This window comes from Comamonas sp. E6 (assembly GCF_001010305.1).
Lineage (GTDB): Bacteria > Pseudomonadota > Gammaproteobacteria > Burkholderiales > Burkholderiaceae_C > Comamonas > Comamonas thiooxydans.
The window spans coordinates 39,313-57,934 of sequence record NZ_BBXH01000011.1; the positions used below are offsets into that span (position 1 = coordinate 39,313).

Sequence of the window (18,622 nt, forward strand, 5' to 3'; positions counted from 1 at the left end):
CTAGGGAGAGTCTGAGCCAAAGGCTCGTCCGCCTGTAGCCTGGTTGATCAGGCTGGCTTCGCGCAGCAGCGCATGTCTGTCGTCGGGCGACTTGAGCTGGCCCAGGTCAGAGACAGTGGTGACCGCGCAGGCGATCTCATGCTGTGCGTCGAACACCGGGGCTGCCTGGCCCGTGACGTTGGACAGAAGGTGGCTGGTCAATTCGGACCAGCAGCGCTCGCGCACTTCATCGAGCACGGCCTTGGTCGGTGGCTTGCCGCGGAAATGGGCGGGTTGCTGGCGGCGCGCGGCGTCGATGGTGGCCTTGGGCAGGAAGGCCTGGAACACCAGACCGCAGGCGGTGTTGTCTATGGGAAGGATGTCGCCAAGCGCCAGCGGATTGATAGAGAAGTAGGCGCTTCGGTACCAGCGCACCAGGGTCGGCCCACGGTCGGTCCAGATGGCCACGCCGCCGCTGAGCGCGTGCTGGTGTGTCAGCGACTTCATATGCTGCGCCGCAATTTCCACCGCATCCACGCGCTTGAGCGCGCCAATGCCGATGCTCAGTGCCGCGCTGCCCAGGTCGTAGAGGCCGCTGGCCGGGTCCTGTCTTGCCAGACCTTCCTTGACCAGGCTTTGCAGGTAGCGGTGGGCCGTGGAGCCCCCCGTTCCGGTGCGCCTTGCCACCTCGCCAAGCGCCAGCTCGCTTTCGGCATTGGCCAGGACCATGAGGAAGCGGGCGGCGATCGAGACCGACTGGATGGTGCCGGAGCGCTTCTCCCCGGCGGTTGTCTGAGGTGTTGTTGTTTTCAAAGGCTCGGCTTCCTTGCCTGTACTTGGAGCATCGCAGGTGGGCGCCCGGGCGCCGCTGGTCTCGATGATACCGGCTCCTTTCGGGTGGAAGGCATCCCCGGTACGCATACATCTTTGCAGTGTTGTTCTTGTTTTCCGCAAGTAGGAATGAATTCCTAATGGTGGAATTTCTATGCATCATGCTGTAACATAAAACAAGAATCATTCTCATTTAAGGAAGATGCCGTGAAACTGTGTTTGCATCGCAGGCTCCCCTCCCGGGCGGGCGCTGTCGTACTCTCTACCTTGATGGCGCCGGCCGGCGTCTTTGCACAGGGTGTGTCGGGCTCCGAAGGCGAGGGGGAAACCGCCACGCTTGATGTGGTCGTGGTCAGCGGTGAAAAGGTCAGACGCGAACTTAAGGACACGGCATCCTCCGTGTCGGTCAAATCTGGCAAGGACATCGAGAAGGAGGAGAGCGGCAATGCCTCGGTTCACGAGGTGCTGCATGACGTGCCCAACGTGGTCTACACCGACACGGTGGGTGCGCCCATCATCCGCGGACAGGACACGCAGGGCCCCAACAACGGGCAGAACGTCTTCTGGGGCGGCACGGTACCGCGTGCCACCATCAACCTCGATGGCCATTACCTCAACTACAACGAGATGTTCTTCGGCGCCACCTCGGTCTGGGATGTGGAGAGCATCGAGGTGTTCCGTGGCCCGCAGACCACCTCGCAGGGCGCGAATGCGATAGCAGGCGCGATCATCGTCAACACCAAGGATCCTAGCTTCAAGCCCGAGGCGGCCTACCAGTTGGAGGCCGGCAACTACAACTCGCACCGCGCCTCCATCGCCGTCTCCGGCCCCGTGGGCGAGGAGCTGGCCGCGCGGCTGGCCGTGGACTACTCGGGGCGCGACACCTTCATCGACTACAACAATCCGCGGTTCCAGCAGGGCCAGGCCAACCAGGATTTCCGTGCGCTCAACGCGCGCCTGAAACTCCTGTGGCTGCCAAACAGCATTCCCGGCCTGGAAGCCAAATTCACCTACTCGCACAACGACAGCAACCGCCCGACCCAGGAGGCGGCTTCAGCTCCGTTCGGCGCGCTCAAGCACTGGACGACGACCATGCCCAGCTGGAAGCAAAAAACCGATACCGGTATTCTCGATCTGAGCTACGAACTGGGCAACGGCCTGCGGCTGGTCAACCAGGCCCAGTATTCGCGCTCGTCCGTGCAGCGCTACACAGGCATTTCCGGCGAGGGTGATGCCGATATCCGCCAGAATAATTTCTCCAACGAATTCCGCGCCCTCGTGGGCAACGAGAAAGATCGCCTGAGCGGCTTTGGCGGCATCTATTACGCCCGTACCAGCACCGACGAAAGCCTGCTGCTGCGCGGCCTGTCCGCCTTCGACGACACGAAAAAGAACCTGGGTATTTTCGGTGAGCTGAACTTGCGCCTGACCGATCGCTGGACCTTGAGCAGCGGGCTGCGCTACCAGCAGGACGAGGTGGTGCGCAACGGCAGCTCGGTGCTGGCGCCTACCCCCCTGGGCTACACCAAGACCTTCTCGGCCCTGCTGCCCAAGGTCTCGTTGGCCTATGCAGCCACGCCACGCTGGACGGTGGGTGCCTTGGTCAGCCGTGGCTACAACCCGGGCGGCGTCTCGCTGAACCTCACCAGCCGGCAATGGGCCTACTTCAAGAAGGAGTCGATCTGGAATTACGAGCTGTTCAGCCGCACCAGCCTGTTCGATGACAGGCTGATGCTCAACACCAACCTGTTCTACATGGACATGCGGGATGCGCAGTACAACATCCCGGTGGTGATCTCGCCGGGCGTGGCTCAGTCCTACACCATCAACGCCGAGAAGGCCCATGCCTACGGCTTTGAGCTGGGCGCCGACTACCGCGCACTGGACAATCTGAGGATCAAGGCCGGCGCAGGCGTGCTGCGCACGAGGATCGAGGAGATGAGCAGCAACCCCGGCTACGAGCACAACCGCTTCGCCCGCTCGCCCGGCTACACCGTCAGCGTCGGTGTGAGCTGGGATGCCACTCCCCGGTTCAATGTCTCGGCTCAGGTGCGCCACCTGGACGGCTACTACTCCGATACAGCCAACACCCGTGCCTATGTGGTTGGCTCCAACACCATCGCCGACCTGCGCATGAGCTACGCGTACAACTGTACGGCTACATCAAGAACGTCTTCGACAGGCGGGCACCCACTTACCTGCAGCAAAACCGCGGCATCGGCGGCATCGAGGCCAGTATGACGGCGCCACGCATGATCGGCGTGGGCGTGCGCGGAACGTTCTAAGAGGGGAAGGATGCAAGCATGACAAAGCGCAAACCACTGCACATCGGCCTTTCGCTGGCCCCCACCTGGCTGAGCGGCGATGCCTGGAGGCGACCCGGCAGCAATATCGAAGGGCTGTACTCCAGCGACTTCGCCCTTGACCTGGCCCGGCGCGCCGAGGCCGCGCACCTGGACTTCGTCTTCCGGCCCGACGTGAGCTTTCTGCCCATGGAGGTTCTGGAGACGGGCGCCGGCTTCGCCAGCCTGGACCCCACGGTACTGATGGCCGCGCTTGCGCGCGAGACTTCGCGCATCGGCCTGGTGTCCACGGTCTCCACCACCTTTTTTCCGCCTTATGCAGTGGCGCGCCAGCTCCAGTCGCTGCACTGGATCAGCAACGGCCGCGCCGGCTGGAACATCGTCACCGCCTTGCAGGGCCACGAGAATTTCGGGCTGCAGGTCATGCCCGACGCCGACGAACGCTATGCGCGGGCTGCTGAGTTCACAGAGGTGGTGCGCCGGCTGTGGGACAGCTTTCCCAACGAGGCCTTGAAGATCGACCGGGGCAGCGGCCGCTATGCCGATGCTTCACTGGTGCGCCCCATAGACCACGAGGGGCCGCATCTGAAGGTGCGTGGCCCCCTGAACCTGCCCGCCTTTGGTGGCCCGCGAATTCCGCTGGTTCAGGCGGGCGCATCCAGCACCGGGCGCGATTTTGCGGCGTCCGTGGCCGACATCGTCTTCGCGCCCACGCCCGACCTCGACGCGGCGCTGGAGCTGCGGCGGGATCTGTCGCAGCGCGCGCAGCGCCATGGCCGCCTGGCCCAGGATGTGCGCCTGCTGCCCGGCCTGAGCCTGTACCTGGCCGACAGCCGCGAACAGGCGCGGGAGATGTTCAGGCAGACCCATGGCCGCGTGGACCGGGACCGCAAGCTGGCCTCGATCAAGGCCATGACCGGTCTGGATCTCACGGACTGGCCTGCGGACCGACCGATTACCGGAGCTGATCTGCCGGCGCCTGTGGCGACGCCCTCCAGCCGCACGCATGCGGGCCTGCTCAGGCGCCTGATCGAGCGCGAGTCACTGCGGATCGACGAGTTGCTGCTGCGGCCGGAGATACTCTCGGCTGCACACTGGCAGGTGGTCGGCACGGTGGACGATGCCGTCGAGCAGATCGTCGAATGGAGCGCCGCCGGCGCCATCGACGGCTTTCTGGCCGCGCCCGGCGGCTCCGTGGAGTCCCTGCATTGCGTGCTGGAGCAGTTGATACCCCGCCTGGTGGAAGCCGGCCTGTTCCGCTCCCGCTACACAGGCACCACGTTCATGGAGCACCTTGAAGAGTCGCGTCAGGAGCGTGTTCATGCAGCGGCCTACCCATCTGCTCGCTCGTAGCGGCGATCACGCAGCTTAGTTGTCGCAGTCACGTCCGTCATTGGCCTCAATACTCTGTGGGTCAAACCCTCCCTGGGGCTTGCAGTTGGAGTCGAGTGTCTGTGGATCAGGACATTCTTTGTTACGTTGGCGCCTGCCAATGAGATACGGAAAAAAAGCATGGCGAGAGCATCGCTGTGCTTGGGGAGTCACACCAGCGCAGCCCGCCAATGCCGCGGCGGCCGCTGATGCGCTGCGCTAGCGCGTGAAGGCGCAGCACTTGACGTCGATCAGTTGGTGACTCGGTTTCCTGTTGCCCTTGATGTTGATCATCGTGCGGCCTTGGCGTTTTATGCTCATCGGCGCAGGCGCGCAATTTTTCCCGGATGTGCTGTCACCTTCCCAGCCCCTGGCCGGAACCTGAGTGGAGGTCATCGGGATATTGCAGGTGTCGCTGTCGCCCGGCTCACGCGGGTCGGCCTGGTTGCTTCCGCGCCGGCTCCCTGCGCGAGAGGCTCCTGCATGTCGATGCACGTGGCCGATGCCGTGGCCAGAGCAGGCATTGTTGGGGGCAGACACTTGCCCTAGCTGTTGGTCTTTCCTACCCGATAGCGTGTGTTGTCCAGAACCAAGAATTGGCGGCAGCATTGCCTGCACACGCTTCGTGGAACGGTGCTGTGAGCTGCTCTAGACCTGCGGCTCCGGCCTGAGCCACAGCCAGAGCAATACGCAGGCCATGATGCTCAGCGTCATGGCCGTGAGCCATGGCTTGTACGAGAAATACAGAATCAGCAGGCTGCTGGCGCCCATGCTGACGGTTGCCGTCCATTTGGCACGGCGGCTGACCTTGCCGCCAGTGTCCCAGTTGTGCAGCAGCGGGCCGAACACACGGTGAGCATAGAGCCAGCGATGCAGTCTGGGTGAGCTGCGCACAGCCGCCCAGGCGGCCATCAATATGAATACCGTGGTGGGCATGCCGGGAACCACGGCGCCTATCAGCCCCAATATCACGCAAACCAGCGTAAAGGCAATGAGCAGATAGCGCAGCGGCGCGGAAAGCTGCTTGGACTCCAGGTGCGGTTCTTCGCGAGGGGTTTCGGGCGGTGGTGGCAGATCGTTCATGAGGCAGAAGGTGGGCCGCAGAAGCTGGTGAAGCTGCAGCCTGGCACGGCTCCCATATTAGTCAGCATTGCAGACCGCTCGGGCTTTGTGGCTGCGATGCTGGCGGTATTTGTCACGTCCTTGTCCCTGCTTGCGTGGAGTGCAACCGCATAATCGGTGCGCATGGCCTGGCGACCGATTGGCGACCAGCATGGAATTGATTCAAGGAGCAAGACAATGACCCCCACCCCGAGCGCCGATATGTCCGATGTGATTGCCGAAGTCCGTGGCAAGCTGGGCATGATTACGCTCAACCGGCCCAAGGCGCTCAACGCGCTGTCTCTGGGCATGGTGCGCGATCTGCTGGGTACTTTGCTGGCCTGGCAAAAAGACGACTCGATTCTGGGCGTGGCCATTCGTGGCAGCAACAAGGAAGGGGTGTTCGGGGCGTTCTGCGCCGGTGGCGACATTCGCTTCCTGCACGCGGCCGGCAGCAGCGGCAATCCGCAGCTCGAAGATTTCTTCACCGAGGAATATGCGCTCAACCACCTGATTCACAGCTTTGGCAAGCCCTATATCGCTTTCATGGATGGCATCGTCATGGGCGGCGGCATGGGCATCAGCCAGGGCGGCTCGCTGCGTATCGTGACCGAGCGCACCAAGATGGCAATGCCCGAGACGGCCATTGGCCTGTTCCCCGATGTGGGGGGCGGCTATTTCCTCTCGCGCTGCCCCGGTGCCGTGGGCGAATGGCTGGCCTTGACCGGCGACACCATCGGCGCGGGCGATGCCCTGGCTTTTGGTCTGGCCGATGGCTGCATTCCTGCCGAACAGCAGACAGAGCTGTGGGAGACCCTTGCGACCACGGACTTTGCCAATGTAGAGGCACTCAATGCCGTGGTGCGCTCCCGCTTTGTGAGCGCCGAACCAAAGACAACCGCTCACCGCGCGGAAATCGATGCCTGTTTCTCTCAGCCCACGGTGGCTGCGGTTGTGCAGGCCTTGCAGGCCGGCAGCGAATGGGCCCAGTCCGAAGCTGCCACGCTGCGCAAGCGCTCGCCGCTGATGCTGCATGTGGTGCTGGAGCAAATCCGCCGTGCGCGCCAGATGGATCTGGCCGAAGATCTGCGCATGGAGCGCGATATGGTGCGCCACTGCTTTTATCTGCGTCCGGGTCGCAGCGAGACCGTGGAGGGCATCCGCGCACTGGCGGTGGACAAGGATCACAGCCCGCGCTGGAATCCCGCCAGCATCGAAGAGGTGAGCGATGCCGAGTGGCAAGCGTTCTTTGACAGCCCCTGGCCTGCGCATTCGCACCCGCTGGCGGCACTGAAGGACTGATTGAAGTTCTCATTCAGAAAGCCCGGCAGGTTTGTGGCCTGTCGGGCTTTGTTTTTGATAGCCATCAGCGCTTTGAAAGTAAGCGTCTGAGGGGGATTCGAGTATTAATTCAGGATGACGGCCGCGGATGCTTGTCGGAGCCTGAGTCTGAAAGACTCGCAAGCGCCTGCGCCAGCAGCGCTATCGAGCGGGGGGCACATCCCTCGGCATCGTTGCTGATGGTCACAAAAGCGGGTTGACCGGCACCGGTGATGCCGGCAATCGTGCGGGCCAGCCGCTTGCGGGTATGCCGATCTTCGCTGAGGATCTCGTTGAACGGCTGGTGCTTCTTCTGGGCATCGGCATAGCCATAGGCGCCAAAGATGCGATTCAGGTTCCAGCGGCACACCAGTGGCCCGGGCCACAGCGCACGCAGCATGGGCAATTGCTCTTCAATGGGAGGCATCTTGCCGTGCAGGCCCAGACAATAGGTTGCGCCATGGGCCTTGAGTGTCTGGGGCAGCGCCGGGGTCAGCAGCTCGGGGTCTCTGACCTCGACGGCCACGACGACTTGCGGATGTGGTTGTAGCGCCTGCCTTACAGCGGACAGCAGCAGGCCCAGCTTGTCCATCAGCAGGCCGGGGCGGCTGAGCAGACTCCACGGAAGGGGGCTGAGCTGAAAGACCAGAACGCCCAGCTTGCTGCCCAGTCCTTCGAGAGTGGGCTCCACAAAATGCTCTATGGCCAGGTGAGGGTCGAGAAACGCCGGGTTGCTCTCGCGCGGCTTGCCTTCCTCGCTGCGCACCTGGGCATCGGTGATTCCGGCCGGGCATTTGACGACAAAGCGAAAGTCGTCATCGACCTGCGCGGCAAAGGCTGCATATTGGCTGGCCGTCAGCGGCCGCCAGAAGGTGCGGTCGACGCAGACGGTGCGTAGCAGTGGGTGCTGGTGATAGGCCGATAGACCTTTTTTGGCCAGCACGCTGCTGTCGTAGGTACCGTCCCAGACCAGGCCTTCCCAGCCCGGATAGGACCAGGTCGAGACGCCCATGCGCAGCAGGGGAGACAGTTGCGCGGCCAGATCCTGGTACTGCGCAGCTGCAGGGGCCAGAGAAATAGCACCGCGCCTGGGTTTGCGTTCAACTGTGTCATCGGCCTGCGGCGCTTCTTCAGTCCGAGCCTTGCCGGTGCCGTCTCCGGGTAGAGGCAGCTCATCGGCAAAAAAATCGTCCTGGAAGGTATCGGGCATGTCGCAATAATTTTAATGAAATTGGCCTTCTGTGCATGCTCATCAAGGGAAAGCAGCTATGGAAAGCATAGTTTTTAAGGTTTGCTTGCACTTATGCTGGATATCGAGGGCAGTCTGGCGGCATGCCTATGGCAAACTCATTGGCTTCCTGTGTTGAACGCCGTGGGGCGAATATCGAATGCAAAAAATCATTGGTCAGATTGCTCAAGAACTGAATGTCAAGCCGCAGCAGGTGAGCGCGGCTGTGGAGTTGCTCGATGGCGGCGCCACGGTTCCGTTTGTGGCCCGCTACCGCAAGGAGGCCACGGGCGGTCTGGACGATACGCAACTGCGCACGCTGGACGAGCGCCTGACCTATCTGCGCGAGCTGGACGACCGCCGTGAGACGGTGCTCAAGGCCATTGACGAGCAAGGCAAGCTGACCGATGCGCTGCGCCTGGCGATTGCCAGTGCGCCGACCAAGCAGGAGCTGGAGGACATTTACCTGCCCTTCAAGCAAAAGCGCCGTACCAAGGGCCAGATTGCCAAGGAGTTCGGCATCGAGCCGCTGGCCGACAAGCTGTTTGCCGACCCCACACTGGATCCGCACAAGGAAGCCGAGGCTTTCTGCAAGCCAGCGACGACCCTGGACGATGGCAAGCCCGGCCCCGACTTCAGCACCACCTTTGCCGTGCTGGACGGCGTACGCGACATCCTGTCCGAGCGCTGGGCCGAAGACCCGGCACTGGTGCAGAAGCTGCGCGAATGGCTGTGGGATGAGGGCCTGCTCAAGTCCAAGAAGGTCGAGAGCAAGAACGAAAACGACCCCGAGGTCGCCAAGTTTCGCGACTACTTCGAATACGACGAGCCCATTGGCCGCGTGCCCTCGCACCGTGCCCTGGCCGTGTTCCGTGGCCGTGCACTGGAGGTTCTCGAAGCGAAGCTGGTGCAACCGGTCGAGCCTGAACCGGGCCAACCCAGCCTTGCTGAAGGCAAGATCGCGCTGCACCTGGGCTGGAGCCATGCCAAGCGCGCCGCTGACGATCTGATTCGTAAATGCGTCGCCTGGACATGGCGTGTGAAGCTGAGCCTGTCCACCGAGCGCGACCTGTTCAGCCGCCTGCGCGAAGATGCCGAGAAGGTGGCCATCAAGGTGTTTGGCGACAATCTGCGTGACCTGCTGCTGGCGGCGCCCGCCGGCCAGCGTGCCGTGATCGGCCTGGACCCCGGCATTCGCACCGGCGTCAAGGTGGCCGTGGTGGACAGCACGGGCAAGCTGGTGGACACCACCACCATCTACCCGCACGAGCCGCGCCGCGACTGGGATGGTTCTTTGGCCGTGCTCGCCCGTCTGGTGGAAAAGCACGATATCAATCTGATTGCCATCGGCAACGGCACGGCCAGCCGCGAGACGGACAAGCTGGCGGCGGACCTGATCAAGATAGCCTCCAAGGCCGACAAGAAGATCGACAAGGTGGTGGTGAGCGAGGCAGGTGCCTCGGTCTATTCGGCCAGCGAGTTTGCGGCGCAGGAAATGCCGGACATCGATGTGAGCCTGCGTGGTGCGGCATCGATTGCCCGCCGCCTGCAGGATCCGCTGGCCGAACTGGTCAAGATCGACCCCAAGAGCATTGGCGTGGGCCAGTACCAGCACGATGTGAACCAGAGCGAGCTGGCGCGCCAGCTGGATGCCGTGGTCGAGGATTGCGTGAACTCCGTGGGTGTGGACTTGAACACCGCTTCGGCTCCGCTGCTGACGCGCGTCTCGGGCCTGTCGGGTTCGGTCGCCAAGTCGGTGGTGCGTTGGCGCGATGCCAATGGCTCGTTCAAGAACCGCAAGCAACTGATGGAAGTGGCCGGTCTGGGGGCCAAGACCTTCGAGCAGGCCGCAGGCTTTCTGCGCATTCGCGGTGGCGACAATCCGCTCGATATGACAGGCGTTCACCCCGAAACCTATCCCGTGGTGGAGCAGATCATTGTCTCTACCGGCAAACCCGTGGACCAGATCATGGGTCGTGGCGAGGTGCTCAAGTCTCTGAAGCCTGAGCAGTTTGCCAATGACAAATTTGGTGCTGTGACCATCAAGGACATTCTTGGCGAGCTGGAGAAGCCCGGCCGTGACCCGCGCCCCGACTTTGTCGTCGCCCGCTTCAATGATGGTGTGGAAGACATCAAGGACCTGAAGGAAGGCATGACGCTGGAGGGTACGGTCAGCAACGTGGCCCAGTTCGGCGCGTTTGTGGACTTGGGCGTGCATCAGGACGGGCTGGTGCACGTGAGCCAGATGAGTCACAAGTTCATCGAAGATGCGCGTGAAGTGGTAAAGACCGGCCAGATCGTCAAGGTCAAGGTGCTGGAAGTCGATGTGGACCGCAAGCGCATCAGCCTGACCATGAAGCTGGACGCAGCGCCTGCGCGCCGCGATGGCCCGCGCGACAACCGCTTTGAAGGCGCTGGTCGTGGCAACAGTTACGGCGCCGGCAACCGTGGTGGCTATGCGCAACCCCAGCGTGGCAGCCAGCCCACACAGCAAAACGCCATGGCATCAGCCTTTGCGAAGTTGCAGGGACTGAAGAAATAATCTCCTACCGGGCCGCCACTTAATTCATATTACAGGCGGCCTTTTTTGTGGGAGCACATCAATGCGCAAAGCGAGAGGGCGGGTAATACTGCCGGCCATAGGGGTGGCAATCTTGGTGGTCTTTATCGGCGCCAAGATGGCATCGCGCGGCTGGATATCGTTGGACAGAATCAAAAACAAGGCCCATGCCCAGCAGCCTGCACCCCTGGTCTGGCCACCAGCCCTGGCGCCAGAGAACGATGACTTTTGTCATACCGTCAAGCTCAATCTTGCCCAGGTTGACAAGGCCCAGGAAGAGGGCATCAACATAGATCAGCAGCGGCGCTGCATCACGCGTGCAGCGATGGCAGAGCATGAGGTGGCCAAAGTGCGTCACGCTGCCGCTCGCAAGCAGCACGCGAGCCAGCGCGCGGAGCAGGTGCAGATCGAGCAGGAGGTGGATCAACAGATCGCCTCTGGCGAAATCGCTCTGCAAAACCTGATGCAGGCTCGCGCCGGCAAGACAACACAGATTGCGACAGCCTTGTTGCCGGCGGCCCATAAGCCTATCCAGCCGATGCCGACACCGCCTTCTCAGCTGTTTGTTCCCATGAGCTATCGGAGCGGGGATCTGAAACTCAATGCCTTTGTCACCCCGGATCCCAGAGATGGGAGGAAGCAGCCTTTGATGGTCTGGCTGACGGGGGGAGATACCAATAGCCTGGACGATTTCTGGAGCGAAGGGCCAGCCGCCAATGATCAAAGCGCCAGCGCTTTTCGCAAGGCTGGCATGGCGATGCTGTTTCCCGCATTGCGCGGCGGCAATGACAATCCCGGCCAGCGTGAGTATTTCTGGGGGGAAGTGCAGGACGTGGCAGCAGCCATCCTGCAGGCCGCACAGCTGCATTATGTCGATCCGGCACGCATCTATCTCGGTGGGCACAGCACCGGAGCCACGCTGGCCTTGCTGACGGCGACGGCTGGCTTGCCCGTTCAGGGGGTGTTCGCTTTTGGTCCGGTGGACGAGATCGGCGGCTATGGCTGGCCCGTGAAATGGGGCTTGCTCTCGGCGGATGAAAAGCGCTTGCGTTCGCCCGTCTACTGGCTGCATGCCATAAAGAGCCCGACGTGGATCATCGAGGGCAGCAAGAGCCCGGGCAATATCAACAGTCTTGACAATATGTGCACCGCACGAAAATCGAATCAGCTGCACTGTGTCTCGGTTCAGGGGGCTGATCACTTTTCCGTGTTACAACCCCTGACACGCAAGCTTGCCAGCCAGCTGGTCATGGGTCAGCCAGTGCAACTGAATAGAGATGAAAAGCTCTGACCTTCCTATGGGCCCACTCGTGTTCATTTCGTGGTGGCGACAGCCTTGCCACTGCCTTTGATCCAGATGAGCCGCGTCAAACCATTGAGCCTGTCAACGTTGCTGGAGCAGCATGTATTGCTGCCAAGCCAGCCGCGCGTCGTTGCGCTGCTGTCGAGTGAACTGCGCAAGCCGGAGCCCGGCATGCGCAGCCTGGTGCAATTGTTTTCCAGCGATCCGGTTCTGACCGCTCGTCTGCTGGCTGCGGCCAATGGGCCAGCGCATCTGCTGGGGCAGCGCGTGCACAGCATTCCCGAAGCACTGGTGCTGCTGGCGCCGGTTCAGTTGCGGCAATTGGTGCAGAAGGCGGCTCCAGTCAGCGCATCTCATGTTTCGGCAGGCTGGAGTCTGGCGAATTTCTGGCGCTACAGCCTGGACACGGCACGCATGGCGCGCGCGCTTGCAATGTCGGTTCAGGCCAACGCCTCGCAGGCCTATGCGTTGGGACTGCTGCATGGCCTGGGAGAGCTGTTGCTGCAGGCTGCCGACCCTGACACTTTCTTCCGACTTTCCGAGTTGCTGGAGCCCATGCATCCCAAGCGCCCCCAGGTGGAAATGCAGCTGATGGGCTATTGCTCGGGGCAGATTACGGCCCATCTGGCGCGGCAGTGGAATTTTCCGGAGCAGATCAGCGATGCCTTTCAGTTCATGCATTCGCCGATGGAGCAGCCTGTATTCGAGCCTTTGACGGGGGTGCTGCATCTGGCCATCTGGCGGGCATCGACCCGCGCGCTTAACTGGGGTGAGCGCCAGCTGGCTGTGACTTTCCCTGCTGAAACTGGACTGGCGCTGAGCATGGACATCGACATGGTGCTGCGTCAGGCATCCATCGACTGGCACGCGGCAGGCTCTCTGGATGTTCAGTTTTAGGGCTCCTGGGCGCCTGGGATGAGGAGTCGGCGGTTTTGAGTAGGTGTCGTCAGAAAACCGTGATTACTCAAATTGCATTTTTTCTTACGCTGAGTTGCAGTTTTAATTGCTAAAAACTATCTAATGACGCGCTGGGGAGTTTTTATCTATATGGTGTCTTGAGCACCATCCTGAGTCCCCGGCAGGCAACTCTGGCCAGGAGAGAGAAATGGACCCGAACGGTGCAAACAACTCTGGTGATGCCTTGATGCTCCGACCCATGGCTGTGGAGCTCGGTAGTCCTTCCATGTGGCCCGATCATATGGTGGGGCAGCCCGACAAGCCCGTCAGAGTTCTGTTGGTGGACGATGATGCGCATCTGCGCATGGTGATCGCACAGGAAATCATGAATGATCGGCGCACCATGGTGGTTGCTCAGGCGGACAACCTCAAGGATGCAAGAAAAGCCATTCGTCAACATGAGTTTGATGTCATGTTGCTGGATCTGAAGCTGGGGGCTGACGATGGTCTTGAGTTGATCGAGGTGATGAAAAGCCACCGCCCGCAGGCCGAGGTCATTGTGGTTTCGGTGGTGGAGACGGAGGAGCAGGTGTTGCACGCTTTCGAGCTGGGAGCAACCGGCTATCTGGTCAAGAACTCCTGGTTTGGCAACTATCCTCAAGCGGTGCTGCAGGTCGTCAATGGCGGTGCATCCATCACTCCCAGTCTCGCCAGGCGGCTGTTGCAGCGGTATGACAAGCGGCCGGCCACCGGGGCCGTGCCGGGGGCCGGTATGTCCGACAGGCTCTCCAGCCGCGAATGCGAGGTCTTGCGCATGGTTGCCAGTGGCAATACCAGTGCAGAGATCGGCGTGCAGTTGGAGATCAGCACCATGACGGTCAACACGCACATCAAGAACATCTATCGAAAGCTCCAGGTGCGCACCCGAGCACAAGCCGTGCGTTTCGCCTACCTGCGTGGCTGGTTCTAGGCGCTAGTATCTGCGAACGCATTCACCATGTCCTACGTCTGGCAGCTGCTTCTGTGGAGTGTTCAGCTGCTGCTGTGGCTGCCCTGGCTTTTGCAGCCTGGAGCGGTGTTCAATTCAGCTCCCTGGTGGACTGCTGCGCTAGGCGCGGCGGGCAGCATGGCGGCTGTCGTCTGGCTGTTGCCTCTGGCATATCGCAGCGTGCTGTGGCGCAGGCGTAAAAGCGCACGTCCATCGAGAGAGGTACAGCTGGAGCGCAGGCGCATAGCGGAGGCATTGCATGACGATGTCGGCAGCCAACTGGTGCAGCTGATCAGCCTGACCGGGCTCGGCACGGACCCGGCGATTCGCAGCAACGCAGAACAATGCCTGCTCGATCTAAGGCTGATTGTTGATTCCATGGATAGCCGAAACGAACCCTTGGGTGTCCTTCTTGCACGTTTCAGGCACAGGCTGCAACCTGTGCTGGATCATCGAGGCATGAATCTGCACTGGGATGTTTGGGACCCGGAGATGTCTGGCGATGCCGGCAGTCTGCCATGCGGCGCCATGGCCGAGGAAATCATGGCAGTGGTGAAGGAGGCCGTGAGCAATGTGCTGCAGCACACTGACGCGCTTGAACTCTGGATCACGCTGACTGCCGACGAACAGTGGAGAAGTGCTTCAAATGTTTCAGATGCCTCCTTTGTGCATGCTCGCCTGAGCATTGAGGATGCGGGGCCTGTCAGACCGGCTGATGGCAGGCAAATCCCGGGCGTAGCATCTGCTGGCATGGGGTGGGTCAATATGCGCCGCAGAGCGCTTGTCATGGGGGCGAAACTGAGCATCTCCGCTCGACCCGGTGGCGGTACCTCGGTCACGCTCAACTGGTGAAGTCGCCGAGCTGATCGCGAGCAACGGGGCTTGCAAGCACAATGCCCACATGACGTCATCCACAAGAGCATTGCGAATCTATGCCGGTCTCAAGGCGCGGCAATCTATAGAGCGGCGGGGCTTGCAGCCGGATATGGTCAGAGTCATACCGGCGGCTGCAGGCGGTCCCAAGGGCTTGATTCTCGGACCTCTGGATCGCTTCATCTTTGGACAGTGGTTGCAGGCCAGCGCGCAGCCGGTGGATCTGATTGGTGCCTCCATCGGTGCCTGGCGCATGGCGACGGCTTGCCTGGACGCACCAGTGGAAGCCTTTGAGCGACTGGAGCGTGACTATATTGCACAGCGCTTCGATCCCCCCGAAGGGCAGAGGCGCACGCCGTCGTCGCTGGTCAGTGAGCGGTTTGCGCAGTCGCTGCAGGATTTTTACGGGGGGCGTGTGAGTGAGGTTCTGGCGAATCCGCGCTATAGGCTGCATGTGATCGCCGCCCGCGGGCGTGGTCTGCTGTCACGTGCATCGCCCTGGCGCACTCCATTGGGCTATGCGGCCGCGTTTGCAGGCAATGCATTGCATCGGTCGGCATTGGGCTGCTTGCTGGAGCGGGTGATCTTTTCCTCTTCTGCAAGCGATGCCGTGCATGCTCTTCCCTTTGGTGTTGCGGACATTCGGTCTGCGCAGACCCGGCTGACGGAGAGTAATTTCATGGATGCCTTGCGAGCCAGTTGCTCCATCCCTTTCGTGCTGGATGCCGTGCAAGACATTTCAGATGCTCCCAAGGGGGCCTACTGGGATGGCGGCATTACCGACTATCACATGCATCTGGATTATCTGGCCTCTCGTAACGGCGATGGGGTGGTGCTATATCCTCATTTCCAGAAGGCGGTGATTCCTGGATGGCTGGACAAGGGGCTGAAATGGCGTCATGGACCGAGTTCGTATCTGGACTCGATGATTGTGCTGGCCCCTGATCCTGCCTGGGTGGCTTGCCTGCCAAACGCCAAGTTGCCGGATCGGCACGATTTTCTGAGCTATGGCACAGACCATGATGCACGCGCCAAGGCCTGGAATGCCGCGGTGGCGGCCAGTCGGCAACTGGCTGATGAGTTTGCGCAGTGGCTGCATGCACCTGATCCGGGTCGAGTTGAGGCTCTATAGCGCTTTTTTGCAAATTACGACAAAGCCTGACAGCAGAGGGGGGCAGAGCCAGTTGGAATTCTGGATGAGCGCACTTTGTCTCAGAAAATCATAGACAACAGTCCATCAAGGATGCCAATGTCAGAGAACCGAAACGAGAATTCCCCGTCCGATGAATCGTCTGCAACCCCCGAGGTCAACTTTGGCGCGGTTGCGCCAACCAAGCCGTATGCGGGGGCACCGGTCGAAATCGAGACTTTCTCGCGAGAGGCGGGTTCGGCCGGAGAGGGCCGGCAGCCAGCTCCCGGTTTGTGGGAGGGCATGGACAGACGAGCCAGGGCCAACGTGGCTCCGGGGCTTGTGCATCTGGCGGAAATGCTGCCGGCCCTGCGTTTGCTCATCGGGCTGATGATTGCTTCCATCGTGATTCTTGCCCTCTATTTCGGGCGGGACATGCTGATTCCTCTGGCCCTGGCAATGCTGTTCGGCTTCTTGCTCGACCCTGCTGTCAGCAAGCTCAAGCGCTGGGGGCTGCCGCGAATGGCTTCGGCCATTGTGGTCGTGGCTTTTTCTCTGGCAGCACTCGGCGGCTTGGGCATGTATCTGGGCAGTCAGGTGCAGCAACTCAGTGCCGATCTGCCGACCTATCAATCGACGATTCGCGACAAATTGCGCAGCCTGCGCAAGAGCGCAAACATGCCCAGCGCCTGGGATGGCGTTTTCAAGACCTACAACACCGTTGAGAAAGAGATTGCCAGCGTGGATAACGCCAGGGCGCGTGTGCAGAAAGTGGAGGTTCAGCCTCCCGAATCCAAGCCCACTACACGGATGCTGCAGTGGCTGGGGCGTATTGCCGAGCCGGTGACGACCGCAGGCATCGTGTTGCTGTTTGTCATATTGATTCTGCTTGACAGGGACGAGCTGAGGGATCGGTTGCTTAGGCTGGTGGGGGGCAACCTCAATGTGGCCACCGATGCGCTGGATGAGGCCTCGCAGCGCATTGGCAAATATCTGCGCATGCAGTTCATCGTCAACGTCAGCTATGGCGTGCCACTCGCCATGGGATTGTTGCTCATCGGTGTGCCAGGGGCGATTCTCTGGGGGGTGCTGGGCGCCATCATGCGATTTGTGCCTTATGTGGGTCCGATGATGTCTGCGGTATTTCCGCTGGCACTGGCCTTTGCGGTCGATCCCAGCTGGGATATGTTTTTGATGACTCTGGGCCTGATTCTGCTGCTGGAGTTGATCAGCAACAATGTGATCGAGCCGTGGCTATATGGCTCAAGTACAGGTTTGTCGACCTTGTCAATCATTGTTGCCGCAACCTTCTGGACAGCGCTTTGGGGGCCGATCGGCCTGATTCTTTCCACACCTTTGACAGTGTGCCTGCTGGTGCTGGGGCGCTACATTCCCTCGCTCAAATTCATGGAGGTATTGCTGGGCAGCGAGCCTGTTCTCGGGCCGCAGCAACGGCTGTACCAGCGTCTGCTGGCCGATGACGCTGATGATGCCATCAGCATGGCCGTACAGTCCGTGGAGGAGCGCCTGCTCTCGAAGTCCGGCCAGGATGACAGAGCCAGTGCCGTCAGCGGGTTTTATGATGAGGTTGCCATTCCTGCTCTGCGTATTGCAACCCAGCAGCATCTGGAGTCGGCAACGGCCGAACATCGCTTGCGGCTGTCCAATGGCATGGCAGCCTTGCTTGATGAGTTGCAGGACCAATATGCATTCAGAAGCAGTGGCGAGCATGCCCAGGCGGCTCCCGGTGAAGGTGATCAGCGTCGATGCCTGCGCATTCATTGCGCGGGTGTGCGCTGGGAGGTGGATGCCCTGGGCGCAGCCATGGTGGCCCATGCAGAGAGTTTGCATGGTCATGAGGTTAGCTGCTCCGGATGGGCACTTGCCCCGGACTCGAAGTCCTTGCAGTTTGACGCCAATGGCTTGTTGGCGGATCGCGAGTGGGTTCAGGCCGTAAAGCAATCGGATCTATTGGTGCTGTCGATTTTCAATCACCAGCCACAAAGCATGGCGAGACGCATTGTGCGGCGCATTCGCCGCCATTGGCCGGGTGCACGAGTGGTGCTGTGCCTGTGGAATGCTCCAGCCGTGGCAGCTGACCCCGAGTTTGCCCGACAGACAGGAGCGCAGGCCTGCGTTACCAGTCTGCGTGAGTTGCATCTGTGGGTAGAGGCCATGCAGGTTGGAGATCCCGGCGAGTGTGTGATTGCTGCTCCGATTCCCGATGACGATGAGCAGCGCGTCAGAATGCTGCATGAAAGCGGAGTGCTGGCATCAGCATTGACAGCGCTATATCGCGATACGGCCAAGAAGGCCGTCAATGCTTTCAACACCAAGTGGGCTCAAGTTTCCTGGGTGGATGCTGAACGTGTCTTTGCGCCGGGCAGTCTGCTTCCGCTGTCAGCGCAAGAGGGCGCTCAACAAGGCGTCCCTCGTGATGGCTCGGTGTGCTCGTATGTCGTGTATGAAGAAGAGGCCATTGTGGTCGGAGACTTGGCGCGAGACCCCCGATTTGCAAGTGACTCGGTGGTGCATAGCCTTAAGCTGCGCTTTTACGCGGGTGTGCCTCTGGTGGACAAAAAAGGCAATGTGCTGGGCTGCCTTTCCATACTTGATGACGAGCCTCGAAACATGTCCGACGATGAGCTCGAGGTGCTCAGCAGCATGGCGAGGCAATTGATGGACGATGTGCGCGAAGCGCTCAAGCCGGGCCCTGTCGTTGAGGCTTGAGCACTGTGT

Annotated in this window: 14 protein-coding genes; 10 read left to right on the forward strand and 4 right to left on the reverse strand. The window is 61.1% G+C overall.

The annotated features are described in order from the left end of the window. The gene (locus CSE6_RS09990; RefSeq protein WP_059440442.1) at positions 1 to 900 is read right to left on the reverse strand and encodes an IclR family transcriptional regulator; all 900 of its coding nucleotides are present in this window, start codon (positions 898 to 900) and stop codon (positions 1 to 3) included. Positions 901 to 1,017: 117 nt separating this feature from the next. On the opposite strand from CSE6_RS09990, the gene CSE6_RS09995 reads away from it, so the two are divergent. Together CSE6_RS09995 and CSE6_RS10000 are read left to right on the forward strand one after the other, a co-directional pair. Beyond that, complete coding sequence (locus tag CSE6_RS09995) at positions 1,018 to 3,051, forward strand: TonB-dependent receptor (protein WP_238585674.1); 2,034 nt, start codon at positions 1,018 to 1,020, stop codon at positions 3,049 to 3,051. Positions 3,052 to 3,113: 62 nt separating this feature from the next. Beyond that, positions 3,114 to 4,466, forward strand: a complete 1,353-nt coding sequence (locus tag CSE6_RS10000; protein WP_059440443.1) for an NtaA/DmoA family FMN-dependent monooxygenase — start codon at positions 3,114 to 3,116, stop codon at positions 4,464 to 4,466. A gap of 666 nt (positions 4,467 to 5,132) precedes the next feature. On the opposite strand, the gene CSE6_RS10005 is transcribed toward CSE6_RS10000, so the two are convergent. Beyond that, entirely contained in the window at positions 5,133 to 5,567 is a 435-nt protein-coding gene (locus CSE6_RS10005; RefSeq protein WP_059440444.1) for a YbaN family protein, read from the reverse strand. Between the two features lie 216 nt (positions 5,568 to 5,783). Here CSE6_RS10005 and CSE6_RS10010 point away from each other — a divergent pair, with 216 nt between their 5' ends. Beyond that, a complete protein-coding gene (locus CSE6_RS10010; RefSeq protein WP_045839740.1) occupies positions 5,784 to 6,887 on the forward strand; it encodes an enoyl-CoA hydratase/isomerase family protein in 1,104 nt (367 codons plus the stop codon). Positions 6,888 to 6,996: 109 nt separating this feature from the next. Here the strand turns inward: CSE6_RS10010 and CSE6_RS10015 are convergent, their stop codons facing one another. Next, positions 6,997 to 8,115: a DUF72 domain-containing protein gene (locus CSE6_RS10015; protein ID WP_059440445.1), complete on the reverse strand. Its 1,119-nt coding sequence runs from the start codon at positions 8,113 to 8,115 to the stop codon at positions 6,997 to 6,999. Between the two features lie 178 nt (positions 8,116 to 8,293). Between CSE6_RS10015 and CSE6_RS10020 the strand changes: the two genes are divergently transcribed. Beyond that, complete coding sequence (locus tag CSE6_RS10020) at positions 8,294 to 10,675, forward strand: Tex family protein (RefSeq protein WP_045839738.1); 2,382 nt, start codon at positions 8,294 to 8,296, stop codon at positions 10,673 to 10,675. 58 nt (positions 10,676 to 10,733) lie between these two features. On the opposite strand, the gene CSE6_RS26465 is transcribed toward CSE6_RS10020, so the two are convergent. Continuing rightward, a complete protein-coding gene (locus tag CSE6_RS26465) occupies positions 10,734 to 11,216 on the reverse strand; it encodes a hypothetical protein (protein ID WP_238585675.1) in 483 nt (160 codons plus the stop codon). Between CSE6_RS26465 and CSE6_RS10025 the strand changes: the two genes are divergently transcribed. The 6 genes from CSE6_RS10025 to CSE6_RS10050 all read left to right on the forward strand — a co-directional run bounded on the left by CSE6_RS10025 (position 11,199) and on the right by CSE6_RS10050 (position 18,613). Continuing rightward, positions 11,199 to 11,984: a S9 family peptidase gene (locus CSE6_RS10025; protein WP_238585676.1), complete on the forward strand. Its 786-nt coding sequence runs from the start codon at positions 11,199 to 11,201 to the stop codon at positions 11,982 to 11,984. The genes CSE6_RS26465 and CSE6_RS10025 overlap by 18 nt on opposite strands. A 66-nt stretch (positions 11,985 to 12,050) precedes the next feature. After that, complete coding sequence (locus CSE6_RS10030; RefSeq protein ID WP_059440447.1) at positions 12,051 to 12,893, forward strand: HDOD domain-containing protein; 843 nt, start codon at positions 12,051 to 12,053, stop codon at positions 12,891 to 12,893. Positions 12,894 to 13,101: 208 nt separating this feature from the next. Next, positions 13,102 to 13,863, forward strand: coding sequence for a response regulator transcription factor (locus CSE6_RS10035; RefSeq protein ID WP_083994708.1), 762 nt, complete (start codon positions 13,102 to 13,104; stop codon positions 13,861 to 13,863). 273 nt (positions 13,864 to 14,136) lie between these two features. Next, complete coding sequence (locus tag CSE6_RS10040; RefSeq protein ID WP_238585677.1) at positions 14,137 to 14,733, forward strand: sensor histidine kinase; 597 nt, start codon at positions 14,137 to 14,139, stop codon at positions 14,731 to 14,733. A gap of 133 nt (positions 14,734 to 14,866) precedes the next feature. Then, positions 14,867 to 15,886: a patatin-like phospholipase family protein gene (locus CSE6_RS10045; RefSeq protein WP_083994709.1), complete on the forward strand. Its 1,020-nt coding sequence runs from the start codon at positions 14,867 to 14,869 to the stop codon at positions 15,884 to 15,886. A 300-nt stretch (positions 15,887 to 16,186) separates the two neighbouring features. Further along, positions 16,187 to 18,613 carry an AI-2E family transporter gene (locus CSE6_RS10050; RefSeq protein WP_045839734.1) on the forward strand — a complete coding sequence of 809 codons (2,427 nt, stop codon included), beginning with the start codon at positions 16,187 to 16,189 and terminating at the stop codon, positions 18,611 to 18,613. Positions 18,614 to 18,622: the final 9 nt, after the last annotated feature.

Bases quoted from the DNA above. Each gene is read 5' to 3' on its own strand.
- CSE6_RS09990 (WP_059440442.1), bottom strand. From the start codon at position 900: ATGCGTACCGGGGATGCCTTCCACCCGAAAGGAGCCGGTATCATCGAG.
- CSE6_RS10000 (WP_059440443.1), top strand. From the start codon at position 3,114: ATGACAAAGCGCAAACCACTGCACATCGGCCTTTCGCTGGCCCCCACC.
- CSE6_RS10005 (WP_059440444.1), bottom strand. From the start codon at position 5,567: ATGAACGATCTGCCACCACCGCCCGAAACCCCTCGCGAAGAACCGCAC.
- CSE6_RS10010 (WP_045839740.1), top strand. From the start codon at position 5,784: ATGACCCCCACCCCGAGCGCCGATATGTCCGATGTGATTGCCGAAGTC.
- CSE6_RS10015 (WP_059440445.1), bottom strand. From the start codon at position 8,115: ATGCCCGATACCTTCCAGGACGATTTTTTTGCCGATGAGCTGCCTCTA.
- CSE6_RS10020 (WP_045839738.1), top strand. From the start codon at position 8,294: ATGCAAAAAATCATTGGTCAGATTGCTCAAGAACTGAATGTCAAGCCG.
- CSE6_RS26465 (WP_238585675.1), bottom strand. From the start codon at position 11,216: ATGGGCCGCCGGCAACAAGGCTGTCGCAATCTGTGTTGTCTTGCCGGC.
- CSE6_RS10030 (WP_059440447.1), top strand. From the start codon at position 12,051: ATGAGCCGCGTCAAACCATTGAGCCTGTCAACGTTGCTGGAGCAGCAT.
- CSE6_RS10035 (WP_083994708.1), top strand. From the start codon at position 13,102: ATGGACCCGAACGGTGCAAACAACTCTGGTGATGCCTTGATGCTCCGA.
- CSE6_RS10045 (WP_083994709.1), top strand. From the start codon at position 14,867: ATGGTCAGAGTCATACCGGCGGCTGCAGGCGGTCCCAAGGGCTTGATT.
- CSE6_RS10050 (WP_045839734.1), top strand. From the start codon at position 16,187: ATGGACAGACGAGCCAGGGCCAACGTGGCTCCGGGGCTTGTGCATCTG.